The following is a 16817-nucleotide window of genomic DNA, read 5'->3' on the forward strand; positions in this document are numbered from 1 at the left end:
CTATTATACTTATATATAGTATCGTTTTTTTTAAGGAAACCCGACAGGTTTTAAAAACCTGTCGGGTTGGGGATGGTTTTTAATATTATGAAAATATTCGTTTTAGGGCTTTTAGTTCCGGAATCTCATTGATTATAAAGCGTTCTTTTGAAAACGGATGCCCTAGCCCCGATAGAAGCGGAAATCCTTTTGTGCCGGGGTTCGGCACAAAAGATTGAAGCGGATAGCGGGAAATAGCTCCTAATCTTTACTATTATATATAAGGTGTAATTTATCATTACATACCGAAAAACAATAACCCGTCTTGTTTTCTACAAGACGGGTTATATTTATTTAGAAACTTGGATTTTGCGAATCTTAGTCTCTTTATTTTAAACTTCTTTTGGCTTGGTTAGATAGTAAACCGGGATTCCGATAAGCATGATTAAAATTCCCCAACCACAAGTTGAGAATTTGGTGATTAACAACGAAACACTAATTGCCGAAGCTACTATAATATATAATAGTGGTAAAAATGGATACCCGAATGCTTTATAAGGTCTCTCTGCATTTGGCATTTTTTTACGCAGAATGAATATTCCGTAGATTGTTAGGATGTAAAAAATCAAGACAATGATGATTACAAAGTCTAATAAATCTCCATATTTTCCGGTAAGACACAAAGCCGAAGCCCAGATACATTGTGCCCAAAGTGCCCATTCCGGAACACTGGCTCCATTAAGAACCGCTGCTTTTTTGAAGAACAAGCCATCGTTTGCCATCGTATAATATACACGGGCACCCGCCATGATTAATCCGTTGTTGCAGGCGAAAGTTGAAATCATAATCATTAAGGCAATAATCAGGGTTCCGATATCGCCAAAAATATATTGTGAAGCGACTACTGCCACCCTATCTGATTTTGCGGTTGCGATTTCGTCTAGCGGGATTACAGCCAAATACATCAAATTAGTCAAAACATATATAATGGTAACTATAAAAGTTCCCAAAAACAAACTGAAACCTACATTGCGTTTTGGATTTTTGATTTCGCCGGCAATAAAAGTTACTCCATTCCAGGCATCACTAGAGAATAACGAACCTACCATTGCGGCTGAAATTCCAGTAATTAAAGCTTTTCCGCTAATTGGCAGCCAAGAACCATTTTCAGGATTATATGAGCGTGGTGTCCAGGCATCTGTCCAGTTAGCATCCCAAACAGAAGCTTTTGCAGCGAGCGTTAATCCGAAGACGATCAAACCTAATAATGATAGAATTTTGATGATTGTAAGTACGGTCTGTAGAATTTTTCCGTTTTTTACACCACGGCTATTTATATAGGTAAGTAAGACAATCGTAAAAATAGAAACAATCTGAGCAGCATTTAATTTGAAAGCACCTAATTCAAATAAAATATTCTCATCGCTTAAAGGCGGGAAAATGTACGCTGCAAACTTTGAGAAAGCTACACCAACGGCAGCAATTGTTCCGGTTTGAATTACGGCAAAAAAACTCCAACCGTACAGAAAGGCAATTAGTTTGTTGTAAGCTTCTTTTAGATACACATATTGTCCTCCGGCTTTAGGAAACATAGCACTTAATTCGCCATAACTTACAGCAGCAATAATGGTAATCAATCCTGAAACTAGCCAAATAAGGGTGAGCCATCCTGCCGAACCAACTTGTCTGGCGATATCTGCACTCACGATAAATATTCCTGATCCGATCATAGAACCTACCACAAGCATGGTTCCGTCTAGTAATCCGAGTTCTCTTTTAAAATTCTCCTGGTCGTTTTCTTGCATTTTTATTTTGGTTTTGGGTTGGTTAAAGATATACTTTTTTCTGAAATTTTAGAATTTAGATGAAAGATTTTAGACTGAACATCAAGCTGAATAGTATGTTTTAAAACTTAAGCTGATTTTTTAAATATTTTATACTCCTTGTAAGATTAATGTAGTGTAAGATTTTATATTTGTATTAATCAAATTAACCAAAACCTAACCATGAATAAAGTTTTAAAATCGATTACACTCGCTCACCAATTAAAAATTGCATTTGTTTTTTTTCTTTTAACCATTAATACTATGGTTTTTGCTCAACAAGAACCTGAATTAAGCGTTATTTTTTTAGATAATGACAAAATTGCAAGTGTTAATGTTGATGAAAAAGAGTTTTTAAAATCTATTAGTGCTGTTATTGAAATTTGTAAAAAAGACTTTAGCACTATTAGTGCTGATCAAAAAATAGCTTTTCTGGTAATTGCTCATAAAACTGAAAAACCAACATTTCAATTGTATTCGAATCCAAAAATAAGTACTGCAATAGAAACTAAATTTTTAGAACAAGTAGCTGCTTTAAATATTGGAAATACAAAATTAGTTGATTTTCCAATTTTAATATCGGTTAACTCTAAATTTGATGAGACCAATACCGATTTTAAAGATATTGATCTGCCCAACCAAAAAAAGGTAACAGCATATCTAAATGCAGATTTGAAAACAAAAGCAGAACTGAATAAAAATTATGCAATAAACGAAGCACTTCCTGTTTTAGCTGCTTATCAAACTATTGTTGACGCGAAGTTTGAAGGCGTTAAAAATTTTGGAAGCCTGGTTGCCAAAACAGCCTTCAGAGACAAACAAGATGTGATACAATTGACAGGCAATAATCCTGATTACTGGAGAGCCACCATGGAAATGGAATTAGATAATCAATTAATACCGGTTACTAAAATATTCATGCTTATTTCGCAGGGCGAATTTGACTATGCTAAAAAATATATCGAAATCGTAAAAATGTTTTCGAATCCTGAAACTATTACTCATCATTATTTAATAGAAATCACCGATCGATTAAAATTGTTTGAAGAACAGCTTAATACTGAAATCAACAAAGGAATTGCAGAGCATGACAAAGGAGAATTTGAGAAAGCAATTTCAATATACAATACTATTTTAGAAGAATACCCAAACTCCTCCTGGGCTAATTTTGAAATTTTCTATTCGCAAAGTGAACTCAACAAAAAAACAGGAAATACCGCTTCTAACAGTATAGAAAATTGGAATCTTAACAAAGGAAAAATATTAAACCATAATCCTTTTTATGGTTTACCAATTGGAGCTCAAAGTCCGGAAGATGCCTACTTACTTGATCGAAGAAACTCATTAAGTCAACTTTTTAAAAATAAATCCCTACAGATAAAAGATATCGAAACATATGCAGATGTGGCAATGGATCTGAAAATTTACGATTTCGCAGCACAGTTATATTGGTACACTTCAAGCTACAACGACAAGAAAAGCAATTCAATTTATAAATTATTGTATTGTTTAGAAAAATTAGGCGTTCCAAACCTAAAAAACAACTTTAAAGGAAACTTTGAAAAAGAATTTAAATCGATTGAAAAAAATCAGGAAAAAGATATGGTAAAAAGTGATGCGTATAAATCATACTAAAAAAATCTTTTTATCTAGAAAACATAAAAAGCATATTTATAATACTATTACTTATGATATCAAGCATAATAGTAATCGTTTAGGCATAAAAAACTTACTCAGAATTAAAGAAATTAAAAGCTATCTCAGAAAAACCATTTAGCAAGGAATTAACTTACAAAGTAAATCATTTATCACGTTTATTAATCTTATAAACAAGTTAATATACCTGCATCCAACAGGACAAACTTCAAGAAAAACAATTCATGACATCATTAAACAAAAGTTAGTATTTCCTGCGCCTTAACTGTTTTCTTCTTACGTCATAAAAATACCCCACACTCGCTTTACGGCCATGTCTCAATCGTAATTTATATCTAAAAATATTTTATTAAAATTAAAAAATAATCATAAATTACTGTTTTTCAGGTGTTTAATTATTTTTAAAAAATAAAATTTTATCTTCAAATATTTGTTGAACCAAATTATATTTTTGTTATATTTGATTATACAATTAAACAATTTGATCAAAAACATGATTTTTACATTAACATTTGTTTAATTATATATCCTTCAACCACCACCCAAAAGGATTACTATTTATAGAAAAAGCCTCTCAATTAGAGGAAGCATAAAGGTTCAAGCATTTTAATTATAAATCGATTAATAAAGATTGATGTCTATGGGCAAATTTTTAAGAACATTTCGTTTTCCTAATGTTTTCATGCTTTTATTAATTGTATTTGTTTCATGCGCCTTACTTATTTGTATTAACTTTTTTACTATCAAAATTTTATCTGCGAATCGTGTTTATGTCAACGGAGAATCGCTTTACTCTAAAGGTCAAAATAATGCTACCATACATCTTATAAGTTATTTGTACACGCAAAACAAAAAAGAATGGGATCTTTTTAGACAGGAATTAGAAGTTCCTCAAGGTGATCGTGATGCTCGTGTTGAGCTTTCGAACGGAGATGAAACTGAAACAATTAAGGAAGGTTTTCGAGCTGGCCGAAATAATGAAAAAGATTTAGATGATGCAATCTGGCTTTTTAGAAATTTTAAAAATGTATCTTTTTTTCTAAAGCAATTCATGAATGGGAACAAGGAGATAATTTAATTTATCAACTTGAACTCATTGGAAAGGAAACCAATGAGAAAATAGAAAGTGGCACACTGCAACCTCAGGACAAAGAAAAAATCCTCGATGAAATCAGTGTAATAAGCAACAAATTAACGCTAAACGAATATAACTTTTTAAATACATTAGGCCAGGGCTCACGTGACATCAAAGACATACTCATCATAACCAATATTTTTTTTATTTTAATTATCATTTGTAGTGTTAGTTTTTATTATTCGATAATGGTTAAAAGATTAATTATTTCTAAAAAAGAGATTGAAAATAAAAATGAAAACCTTATTCAGGTAAACCATGAACTCGACCGGTTTGTTTATAGTGCTTCGCATGATTTACGTTCGCCTATAACCTCTTTAAAAGGATTGATTGAGCTTACACAAATTGAAGACGATACTGACCAGATACGAGAATATTTATGTTTAATGCACCAAAGTCTCACCAGACAGGATCAGTTTATTAGCGACATTATAGACTATTCGAAAAACAAACGAAAACAAAAGATTGTGGAACAAGTAAGTCTGCATGATGTGGTTAATGAAGCTATCGAACAAATGATGCACATAGAAAATGCGAATAAAATTAACTTTAAAAAAGAAATATTAGTTGACGAAATTATGAGTGATGGCTTACGACTTAAAATTATCGTTAACAATTTACTGTCGAATGCCATAAAATATGCCGACACTAATAAGTCAGAAATGTTTATTTCGATCAAAACTTATTTTGCAGATGGTTTTCATAAAATTGAAATTGATGATAATGGTATTGGAATTAAAGAAGAAATTAAAGACCGAATTTTTGAAATGTATTTTGGAACAGACAAAAACAAAGGCTCTGGATTAGGGCTATATATTATAAAAGAAGCTATCGAGAATATAAAAGGAAATATTATGGTTGCTTCTGAAGAAAACGTTGGAACTAAATTTACCGTAACAATCCCCTTGAATTATGGAATCTAAACCTACATTTTTAGTGATCGAAGACAATTTAATTGACCAATATGTAACGAGACAATTACTCAAAAAAGTACTTGAGGTAGATGATGTTTCGGTAGTAAATAATGGCAAAGAAGGTATTTTATGGCTTAATGAGCATCCTGATATTTCTTCGTTAATCATTTTACTGGATATTCAGATGCCTGTTATGAATGGTTTTGAATTCCTGAAAGAGTACAACAAACTTGAAACAATAGTAAAAAGAGAAACCCGAATTTACGTTCTTTCTTCAACACTGGACTCTGATGATATTAAACTGGTTAAAGAAAATTGCTGTGTAACTGCCTTTTTCAACAAGCCGTTCCCAATAGACAAATTCAAGCAGACTATTTTCCAGCATTCATAAAACTTACTGCCAGCGTTATTGCTGCAAAATTCGGTTTACCTGCGAAAAATTTCTTTGATAATAAGGTTCTTTAGTTGATGAAATCATCACACCTCCGTGAGTCGAAGCGTGGACAAACTTAATTTCACCTTCCAGCACTTCGACTACCATTCCAACGTGATTAATCTGACGCCTTCCATTGGTTTTAAAGAAAATCAAATCGCCCTTTTGAGCCTGTTCAGGCTCTACTTTTAGACCTACACGTGATTGCTCATGAGAAGTTCTCGGTAATTTAATGTCAAAGTTTCCAAAAGTAGAGCACATTAATCCGGAACAATCAAAACCAGCATTTGTAGTACCTCCCGAACGATATCGAACTCCAATATTATCAGTTGCCTTAAAAACCAATTGGTCAATAAGTTCAGGAGTTGATGTAAAGACAAAAACTGTTGAGTCTTTCTTTACAACCGAATCATTAGTGGTTTCGGTGACTATTTTTTCAGGATTTTCGGTTACTGCCGCAATGGGTTTGGCTGTCTGAAATGCTGCAGCTTTTTCAGGCGATGTAAGAATCTTTAACTGATATCCTAAGGGGAGTTTCTTTTTTATTCCTGGGTTCTGCTTTTCTAATTCGGCTACTGTGATACCAAATTCTTTGGCGATGGCAAATTTTGTTTCTTTAGGCAAAACTTCCCGAACAACTTCTACCTGAGGAATTGGAGCACTTTCAGTATTTACATTCTCAGCCACAACTTCAACAGCTATAGAAGGAATATTGATTTGCTGTCCGATTTTGAGTCCGTCAGAGACTAAAATCGGGTTTGATTTTTTTAAATCATCAACTGAAACGTTGTATTTTTTGGATATTCCCCAAAGCGTTTCTTTGGCCACAATTGTATGCACTGAAGGATTAACTGCATTGATTTCCTGAACAACTGCAGGCTTTGCCACTACAGCATTATTATTTGGAATTAGTAAAACTGAATTAAGTTTTAAGATTTTAGGAGCATTAGGATTCGCTTCTATTATAGCTTTTGGTTTTACACCATATTGTTTTGCAATTGCATAAATATTATCACCTTTCGAAACAGTGTGTTTGATGAAATTATCCTGAGAAAAGGCACTTATACTAAAAAAGAACAATACTACGATTAACCTAAAAATCATTACTTGGGGGCTTATATTTTTTATTTCCAATTCAGGTTTCATTTATTTAAAACTCAAAAAAGACTTTTATATTTCATAAAGAGCGAATTTAACTTTTAAAACCATAAAAACCGATTTTTTTAACATCTTTTTGAATTCAAAATTACCTTTTAAAACTATTCTAAACTGAGAAGTTTAATTTAAGATGAATTGACTTAAAAACACTAAAGCCCTAGCCCAGATGGAAGCGGTATCCTTTTCTGGCTTCTTTAGCCAGGAAAAGATATAGCGGACAGCTGGAAATAGCTCCTAATAAAAAAACGCCCTGTTTTCACAGAGCGTTTCTTGTATAATAGAGTCTTAAAAATTTATGCTTTTCCGGCTGCAATTAAGTTTAGTGCTGAACCAGCAACGAACCAGCCAATCTGACCTTCGTTGTAGGTATGGTTTGCTAAAATGATATCTTTAGTACCATCGGCATGAACAAACTCTAATGTTAATGGTTTTCCCGGAGCAAACTCGGTTAAATCCGTAAAATTGATGGTATCGTTCTCCTGGATTTTATCGTAATCTGCTTCATTTGCAAAAGTCAACCCTAAAAGACCCTGTTTTTTAAGGTTGGTTTCGTGAATACGGGCAAAAGATTTTACCAATACAGCTTTAACTCCTAAGAAACGAGGCTCCATTGCAGCATGTTCACGAGAAGAACCTTCGCCATAATTGTGATCTCCCACCACTATAGACGGAACTCCAGCCGCTTTATAGGCGCGAGCTACTGCAGGAACTGCATCGTAAGCGCCTGTTAATTGATTTTTAACCGAATTTGTTTTTTGATTGAAAGCGTTTACCGCACCAATCAGCATATTATTTGAAATATTATCTAAATGTCCGCGGAAACGCAACCATGGTCCCGCCATAGAAATATGGTCGGTCGTACATTTTCCGAAAGCTTTGATTAATAATTTTGCACCTGTAATGTTTTTACCATCCCAAGGATCAAACGGAGCTAATAATTGCAAACGATCAGATGTTGGACTTACCGCAACCTGAACTCCCGAACCGTCTTCGGCCGGAGCCTGAAAGCCCGGATCTTCGGCATCGAAACCTTTTGGAGGCAATTCGTCACCTGTTGGCGCATCCAGCATTACTTCTTCTCCATCTTCATTAATTAATGTATCTGTCAATGGATTGAAACCTAAATCACCCGCGATTGCCATAGCTGTTACCAATTCCGGAGAGCCTACAAAAGCCAAAGTGTTTGGATTACCATCTGCACGTTTAGAAAAGTTACGGTTGAAAGAGTGAACGATTGTATTTCTCTCCTCTTTCTCTGCTCCTTCCCTGTCCCACATACCAATACATGGTCCGCAGGCATTCGCAAAAACAGTCGCTCCTATTTTATGAAAAGTATCGATAAAACCATCTCTTTCGATGGTATAACGAACCACCTCTGAACCCGGCGTAATCGTGAATTGAGATTTAGTTTTTAAATTTTTAGCACTTACTTGTCTTGCCAAAGAAGCGGCGCGAGCAATATCTTCGTAAGAGGAGTTGGTACAAGACCCAATTAACCCCACCTGAATTTGTAATGGCCAGTTATTTTTGATGGCTTCTTCTTTCATTTTAGAAATTGGAGTAGCCAGATCTGGTGTAAACGGCCCGTTTAAGTGTGGTTCTAATTCTGATAAATTGATTTCGATCACCTGATCAAAATATTGTTCCGGGTTAGCATACACTTCCGGATCTCCAGTTAAATAAGACGCTACCTTATCAGCAGCATCTGCAACATCTGCTCTGTTTGTAGAACGGAGGTAACGCCCCATAGAAGCATCATAACCAAAAGTTGAAGTTGTTGCACCAATTTCGGCACCCATATTACAAATTGTACCTTTACCTGTACAAGACATAGAAGTAGCACCTTCTCCAAAATATTCTACAATTGCACCAGTTCCTCCTTTTACAGTAAGAATACCAGCGACTTTAAGGATAACATCTTTAGGAGCTGTCCAGCCTGATAATTTACCAGTTAGTTTTACTCCAATTAGTTTCGGAAATTTCAATTCCCAAGCCATACCCGACATCACATCTACCGCATCAGCTCCACCAACTCCAATTGCTACCATTCCTAAACCACCTGCATTTACAGTGTGCGAATCGGTACCAATCATCATTCCACCAGGAAAAGCGTAATTCTCCAATACTACCTGATGAATAATTCCAGCTCCTGGTTTCCAGAAACCAATTCCGTATTTATTAGAAACTGACGATAAGAAATCGAAAACTTCATTGCTTTGTGTTTTTGCTCTGGCCAAATCGGTTACTGCATCTACTTTTGCCTGAATCAGGTGATCACAGTGCACTGTTGTAGGAACAGCAACTGTTTTCTTTCCAGCATGCATAAATTGCAATAACGCCATTTGAGCGGTTGCGTCCTGACATGCTACGCGGTCCGGTGCGAAATCAACATAATCAACTCCTCTTCCAAATGCCTTTGTAGGATTTCCATCCCAAAGGTGATTGTACAAAATTTTCTCGGTTAAAGTAAGTGGACGACCAACTATTTCTCGTGCTTTATCAACACGACCAGGCATGTTGGCGTACACTTTTTTTATCATTTCAATATCAAAAGCCATATGTTTTATTTGTTTTGTTATTTTTTTTTGAACATTCTAAGATACGAAAAATTGATCAGTTACATAAAAAAAAGCCTGAGTTTATGACTCAGGCTTTCAGAATTATGATTAAATTAACTAATCAGTCAATTATTTCACAAGTAATTTATGAGAAGGCGCAAACTTAGTTAAGTTAATTCCTTTCACTGCAGTTACGTATTCTTCAATCGTAGGAGTTCTACCTAATATTGTAGAAAGAACGACAACCGGAGTTGAAGAAAGCAATGACTCTCCTTTTTTACCCTCAGTATCTTCTACTACTCTTCCCTGGAAAAGACGTGTAGATGTTGCCATTACCGTATCTCCCTTAGCCGCTTTTTCCTGATTACCCATACAAAGGTTACAACCAGGACGCTCTAAATACAGCATGTTTTCGTATTCTGTACGCGCTGCACCTTTAGGAGCATCATCATTAAATTCGAAACCAGAATATTTTTGTAAAACTTCCCAGTCACCTTCAGCTTTAAGCTCATCTACGATGTTATATGTAGGAGGTGCTACAACAAGCGGTGCTAAAAATTCTACTTTTCCTTTTTGATCTTCAATGTTTTTAAGCATTTGAGCCAGGATTTTCATATCGCCTTTGTGAACCATACAAGAACCAATAAATCCAAGATCTACTTTTTTATCTCCTCCGTAGAAAGATAAAGGTCTTATTGTATCATGAGTATATCTTTTAGAAACATCAGCATTATTTACGTCTGGATCAGCAATCATTGGCTCAGCAATCACATCAAGATCCACCACAACTTCAGCGTAATATTTCGCATTTGCATCTGGAGTTAAAGCTGGTTTCTCACCAGATTTAATCTCTGCTATTCTTTTATCTGCTTTATTAATCAATCCCTGAAGAACATGTTTTTCATTGTCCATTCCTTTATCGATCATGATTTGGATTCTGCCTTTTGCAATTTCAAGCGATTCAACCAAAGTATCATCTTCAGAAATACAGATAGAAGCTTTTGCTTTCATTTCCGCAGTCCAGTCTGTAAATGTAAATGCCTGGTCTGCCGTAAGCGTTCCTAAGTGAACCTCAATAATTCTACCCTGGAATACGTTTTCACCACCAAATTGTTTAAGCATTTGAGATTGTGTAGCATGAACCACATCACGGAAATCCATGTAGCTCTTCATATCTCCTTTGAAAGTAACTTTTACAGATTCCGGAATTGGCATTGAAGCTTCTCCAGTAGCCAATGCAAGAGCAACAGTTCCTGAGTCAGCACCAAAAGCAACCCCTTTTGACATTCTGGTATGAGAATCTCCACCAATAATAATCGCCCACTCATCGATTGTAATATCGTTAAGTACTTTATGAATTACGTCGGTCATGGAATGATAAACACCTTTTGGGTCACGAGCTGTGATCAATCCGAAATCATTCATAAATTTCATCAATTTTGGAATGTTTGCCTGTGCTTTTTTATCCCAAACCGAAGCAGTATGACAACCTGATTGGTAAGCACCATCAACGATTGGAGATATTACTGTAGCAGCCATAGACTCTAATTCCTGAGCCGTCATCAAACCTGTAGTATCTTGCGAACCTACAATGTTAACTTCAACACGAACATCAGAACCAGCGTGTAATACTTTCCCCGGAGTTGTACCAACTGCATTTCTGTTGAAGATTTTTTCAACTGCAGTAAGCCCTTGTCCTTCAATAGAAACCTCTTTTGATGGAGCGAAAACAGTAGGAATATCAATTCCTAAAACTTTACATGCAAATGTTTGGATTTTTTTACCAAATACAATTGCGTAAGATCCACCAGCTTTGATAAATTCCATTTTCTGAGGCGTAAATGCCTTAGAAATGTCAATTAATTCTTTGTTTCCGTTATATAATTTTTTAGTTTTTGTATTGATGGTAAGAACCGTTCCTGTAGCTACAGAATAAGTTTCTTCCAGAACAGGATCGCCACTTTCGTTACGAACAACATTACCTGCAGCATCTGTCTTTTTTACCCAGTTTTTAAGGTCAAGACCAATACCACCTGTAACATCTACAGTAGTAAGGAAAATTGGAGAAATCCCGTTTGTTCCAGCAACAATTGGAGCAAAATTCACAAAAGGAACATACGGACTAGCTTGTTTTCCTGTCCAAAGTGCCACGTTATTTACACCTGACATTCTAGATGAACCAACTCCCATTGTACCTCTTTCAGCAATCATCATCACACTTTTATCAGGATGTTGTGCCTGTAACGCTTTTATTTCGGCTTGCGCCTCAGGAGTAATCATACATTTACCGTGCAATTCACGATCTGATCTTGAGTGCGCCTGGTTACCCGGAGAAAGTAAATCTGTAGAAATATCTCCCTCACCAGCAATAAATGTAACTACTTTAATTTCTTCTGCTACTTCTGGCAGTTTTGTAAAAAACTCAGCCTGTGCATAACTTTCAATAATTTCTCTGGCGATTGTATTACCGCTTTCGAATGCCGCTTTTAAACGGTCTGTATCTGCATCATAAAGATACACTTGTGTTTTTAGGACTTTTGCCGCTTCTTTTGCAATAGCATCATCATTACCTAAAGCTAAATCTAGTAGCACTTCAATCGAAGGACCACCTTTCATATGTGATAACAATTCAAAAGCAAAAGCAGGAGTTATTTCTTTTACTACCTCTTGCCCAAGAATAATCTCTTTTAAAAATTTGGCTTTTTCACCAGCAGCACTGGTTGTTCCTGGTATAGTGTTGTAAATAAAAAACTGAAGAGAATCTTCTCTGTATTCATTATTTAAATCTTTAATTTGAGCAATAATAACACTTAATAAGTCAGCACCATCAATTGGTTTTGGATTAAGTCCTTGTTCTTTTCGCTCTTCAATTTCTTTAATGTAATCGTTATAAATATCAAAAGCCATAGTATGTTAGGTATTTTATTTTTTTTGTACGCAAATTTAGAAATTAAACCCGAGAATTAAAAAGAATATAACAGAAGTCCCTTTTTCAAAAATTATTATTGCTAAAAAACGATTTTGATTGTACATTTTTGCCAAAACCTCAATTTTGAATCAAAATAATAAATTATTAATAATTTAAAATCTTTTATTTAACAAAGTCGAAATTACATGTTACAATTGAATTACGATTTTACCTCTATTTAAACAAAGAACCTTTCTAAATAAGGATTTATAACGTTATAGTTAGTCTAGATTTCAACTTGTTTTTAGCTTTTTTTTCAAAACAAACAAAATTGCTTCTGCTCTAAAAAGCCGATTAAAATTTCATTCAAAAAAAAGCAAATAAATATTGCTATTAAAAATATTCTTATAACTTTGCAATTCAAAGTACTTTTAAAAACATATAACTATGAAAAGCAAAATTGAAATTTTTGAAGAATATACTCAACAACCAGGAGTAAAAATCAGTCTTATAGTAAGCGCACTTAGTTCGATCATTCTTATCGTTGCGCTAATCGGGAAAAAATTCCTGCTCAACGAATTAGATTCCATAGGCGCACTTAGTCTGATCATCGAATTTATTTACGGAACGGTACTTACCTATTTAATTTTAAGAAATAAAGAAAAATATCTGCACCTTGTTCCATTCTTAATATTGAATTGGTTCATTGGGTGTTTTTGTACCAATACTGTTATTCCGATTTTCGAAAACCTTTCGATTTGGGTATATATACTAACGCTTGCTTTTTGTCTTTCTAATTTTTTTATTTATCGAAATATCCAAGAAAAATACTTCTCAGAAATTTTCTATTTTATAAATGGACTATCCTTCACATTGATAATTTATTTTGCTGCCTATCTTATTCCTATTACTCACTATTCCTTTATTGGAATGATTGCTCTGGGATTAGGGTTTTACGGCTTAGTTCCTTCAATTGTTTTGGTGCTTCATTCGTATATGATTCTCGGTTTTTTTCAGGAAAACAAAAAATATTTTCTTTCTTTCATTGCAGGGTTTTCAATTGTACTAATTAGTTTAGCAGGATTTGCATTAAAATTAAATGCCGAAAGCACTACAATAACACAAAACACCATTACTAAATCATTTGATAATGACAATGATTTACCTAATTATATCAAGGTTTCACAAAATCTGGAGCCTAATTTTTTTAATGAAATTCTGCTAAAAAAAGAAATCGTTTATATTGGGGCTGATAACTTTTTTAGATTCGATGGTTTCAATTCGTTTGGAAGCAAACAATTCAACGAAAAAAAAATACACAATCCTTTTATTAATATTGCTTATTTCTTTTGTAAGGATATCAATTTAGATTATGATGACCGAATAAATATTTTAAAATCAAATTTTGACAAAAGACTGGAAACCGAAGAACAATTATGGAGCGGTGACGATTTGTTTACAAAAAACATCAAAGAAGATATAAAAGTATATCCTAACTCCAGACTTGCCTACACCGAAATCACCATAGATGTAGCCTGCAATAAAGAATCCTGGCAAGACAAGGAAGCTATTTATTCTTTTCAGTTACCCGAAGGTGCTGTTGCCACTTCATTATCACTTTGGGTAAATGGTATGGAACGAAAAGGTGTTTTGACTACCAAAGAAAAAGCGGCAAATACTTATAAACAAATTGTTGGCGTAGAAATCCGCGATCCGTCATTAATGCAATGGAGAGAAGGGAACAAAGTCGTGGTTAGAGTTTTTCCTATCAATATCAAATTGCCAAGAACCTTCAAATGTGGTTTTACAACTCCTTTAAAAGTTGAGGACAATCAAATGAAATACCAAAGTCTTTCTATAAAAGGCCCTAATATTGCTAATGCCGAAACATTGTCCCGAATTCAGATTGTTGGAAATACGAAAATAGAAACCAGTAAACATTTTGAATTAAATAATAACTACTTCATCAATCAATCCAAGGGTCTTGATCGTTGGGAAGCTACAATGCCTTTAAATAAAAATAAAATTCAGGATTCTTTTGTTTGGAAGAATAACGTTTATGAAGTAAAAGACATTCAAAAAACAATTATTTCATTTGACCCTTCTGAAGTTATTCTAGACCTGAATAGCAACTGGACAACCAGAGAAATAGAATCTCTATTGAATCTTCCGAAGAAAAAATTTTACGTTATTATTGATAAGGAGAAGCAAATCATCAACAAAGAAAATTTTGAATCTGTTCAGTCACAATTTAAGAACTTACATTATTCTTTATTGCCTTTTTATAAAATAAACAAAAATGCTTTAATTATAACTAAAAGCGGAACTTTTTCAGCCAACTTTGAAGAACTGGAAGGTTCTGATTATTTGAAAAAAATAAAAACCAGGACAAAGCAACAGAACCTGAAAGTCATTAATATTTCAGCTGAAATTAATCCGTTTTGGCAAACCATCAAAGAACAAAAATATGTTGATTTTTATCAGACAAGTTTAAAAAACACTTTGCAATTGATAGAAAATAAACAATTTGTTTTGTTTAAAACAGAAATAAATTCGGTAAACATTGAGCCTGCAAACATTTCGATTCATCAAAATTCGAAAAACATTCCATCAAAAAGTACTGGTTCTAACCATATTTACAGAATGTATGCTTTTGGAAAAGTACTCGAAGAGCAAGTTAAAATTCAAAATGACAGTTTAGCTCAAAATCAATATGTAGCACTGGCAAAAGATGCCAATATTGTAACTCCAATTTCGTCCTTAATTGTTCTGGAAACTGATGCTGATTATAAAAATAATGGCATAGAAAAAAATGTTGACACACTAGGAAATGCTTCTATAAACAATGACGGCGCAGTTCCTGAACCATACGAATGGCTACTGATTATCATTGGACTAACCTCTCTGTTTTTCTATTATCAAAAAAATAAAAAACAAATTAGCTAATGATAATTTCATTCTTACATACTAAAAAAGCAATTGCTGTTTTTGTTTTGGCTTGCCTATTGGCTGTCAACTATCCTATTGTGGCAGCCGGGCTTGACAATAACTTTTTTGGTATCTTATTTTCTATCGCACTATTTCTTATCGCGGGCAGACCAACATCTTTGAAATTGAGCTACCCGCTTTTAGTACTAATTTTAGGCTTAGAATTTATCAGCTTCCGACTGCATACTAAAACCTTGCATTTTCAGGCTTTGTTGTTATTGGCCTGTTTGCTTTATTATGGCTTCACTGGAAAGTTTTCGTTTATAGCCTTTATCTGCCTCTTTTTGTTTTCGTCTATTTTTGATCAATTATTCAATTATTTAACGGTCGAAATCAAGCAAGGGCTTTGTTATAGTGTATTTGTAACTTTAAGAAACTTTATCCCGATAAATAAAATCGAAGGCGTAAACTTTTATATCAATAACTCAAAAATTTCTATCGATACGGCCTGCATGGGATTATCTATGTTTAAGACAGGTTTACTTAGCGGGGCATTTTTATTAACTTTAGAAGAACGAAAACAACAAAAATATTATAGCATTCTGCAAATTTTACTTTTTTGCTGTCTATTAGTTCTATTGAATATTATTTCGAATTATTTCAGAATCATAACCCTGATTTTATTCAAATGTACCGAAGAAAACTTCCTGCATCACACTATTGGCATACTTTGTTTTGTGTTTTACCAAATTATTCCAATGCTGTTTTTAATTCGTTTTTTTAAACCGAAGATTAACAAAATTAGCTCAATTGCCTTTTATCCGAAGTTAATTCCGGTAATAACGATCATTGCTATCATATTTATAACGAGTTTCGAAATAAAAAAAGAACAAAACCATTCTATACTTGAGAACCTAAACCCAAAATACAATGTTCAAAAAGGAAGTTGGGTAAACAAAGAAGTTTTTAAAATTGCAACTCCTGAAGAACTGGTGTACATTAAAACGCCTATTCATAAGCCTTTGATTTGCTGGACTGGAAATGGTTATAAAATAGTTGAGTCAAGAAAAATCACAAAAAACAAAGAAGAAATATGGTTTGTGAAAATGGAGAAAAACAATATAGAATACTATTCGTATTGGTGGTATGAATGTGGTAATAAAAAATACACATCGCTTGTAGAAGTATTATTGATCAAACTTTTTTATAATAAATCCGTTCGTTTGATTAATGAAACAAGTAGAGCATGAAAAAAGCCTGATAGATTTTATAATCTGTCAGGCTTTCTTTTTATATGTATCATACTTTACTTTATCTGAGATTCC

10 protein-coding genes are annotated in these 16817 nt (G+C 33.8%); 6 read left to right on the forward strand and 4 right to left on the reverse strand.

Annotated features, from left to right (window positions below; translation table 11 throughout):
• Positions 1-371 precede the first annotated feature (371 nt).
• Positions 372-1784 carry an APC family permease gene (locus GON26_RS11775; protein ID WP_160374983.1) on the reverse strand — a complete coding sequence of 471 codons (1413 nt, stop codon included), beginning with the start codon at positions 1782-1784 and terminating at the stop codon, positions 372-374.
• Between the two features lie 201 nt (positions 1785-1985).
• Between GON26_RS11775 and GON26_RS11780 the strand changes: the two genes are divergently transcribed.
• The 4 genes from GON26_RS11780 to GON26_RS11790 all read left to right on the forward strand — a co-directional run bounded on the left by GON26_RS11780 (position 1986) and on the right by GON26_RS11790 (position 5898).
• Positions 1986-3437 carry a hypothetical protein gene (locus tag GON26_RS11780; RefSeq protein ID WP_160374984.1) on the forward strand — a complete coding sequence of 484 codons (1452 nt, stop codon included), beginning with the start codon at positions 1986-1988 and terminating at the stop codon, positions 3435-3437.
• Positions 3438-4098: 661 nt separating this feature from the next.
• Complete coding sequence (locus GON26_RS21675) at positions 4099-4536, forward strand: hypothetical protein (protein WP_230407932.1); 438 nt, start codon at positions 4099-4101, stop codon at positions 4534-4536.
• A 245-nt stretch (positions 4537-4781) separates the two neighbouring features.
• Complete coding sequence (locus GON26_RS21680; RefSeq protein WP_230407933.1) at positions 4782-5516, forward strand: sensor histidine kinase; 735 nt, start codon at positions 4782-4784, stop codon at positions 5514-5516.
• Positions 5506-5898 carry a response regulator gene (locus tag GON26_RS11790; RefSeq protein WP_160374985.1) on the forward strand — a complete coding sequence of 131 codons (393 nt, stop codon included), beginning with the start codon at positions 5506-5508 and terminating at the stop codon, positions 5896-5898. Before GON26_RS21680 ends, GON26_RS11790 begins: the two co-directional genes overlap by 11 nt.
• Before the next feature lie 15 nt (positions 5899-5913).
• Here GON26_RS11790 and GON26_RS11795 read toward each other — a convergent pair whose 3' ends face one another.
• The 3 genes from GON26_RS11795 to GON26_RS11805 form a co-directional block, all read right to left on the reverse strand.
• Positions 5914-7044 carry a C40 family peptidase gene (locus tag GON26_RS11795; protein ID WP_160374986.1) on the reverse strand — a complete coding sequence of 377 codons (1131 nt, stop codon included), beginning with the start codon at positions 7042-7044 and terminating at the stop codon, positions 5914-5916.
• 347 nt (positions 7045-7391) lie between these two features.
• Positions 7392-9656 carry an aconitate hydratase gene (locus GON26_RS11800; protein WP_160374987.1) on the reverse strand — a complete coding sequence of 755 codons (2265 nt, stop codon included), beginning with the start codon at positions 9654-9656 and terminating at the stop codon, positions 7392-7394.
• A 129-nt stretch (positions 9657-9785) separates the two neighbouring features.
• On the reverse strand, positions 9786-12563 hold the full coding sequence (locus tag GON26_RS11805; RefSeq protein WP_160374988.1) for a bifunctional aconitate hydratase 2/2-methylisocitrate dehydratase: 2778 nt from the start codon (positions 12561-12563) through the stop codon (positions 9786-9788).
• 448 nt (positions 12564-13011) lie between these two features.
• Here GON26_RS11805 and GON26_RS11810 point away from each other — a divergent pair, with 448 nt between their 5' ends.
• Together GON26_RS11810 and xrtN are read left to right on the forward strand one after the other, a co-directional pair.
• On the forward strand, positions 13012-15510 hold the full coding sequence (locus tag GON26_RS11810) for an XrtN system VIT domain-containing protein (protein ID WP_160374989.1): 2499 nt from the start codon (positions 13012-13014) through the stop codon (positions 15508-15510).
• Positions 15510-16742, forward strand: a complete 1233-nt coding sequence (gene xrtN, locus GON26_RS11815) for an exosortase N (protein ID WP_160374990.1) — start codon at positions 15510-15512, stop codon at positions 16740-16742. Before GON26_RS11810 ends, xrtN begins: the two co-directional genes overlap by 1 nt.
• Positions 16743-16817 lie beyond the last annotated feature (75 nt).

Origin of the sequence: Flavobacterium hydrocarbonoxydans (assembly GCF_009789235.1) — a bacterium.
Lineage (GTDB): Bacteria > Bacteroidota > Bacteroidia > Flavobacteriales > Flavobacteriaceae > Flavobacterium > Flavobacterium hydrocarbonoxydans.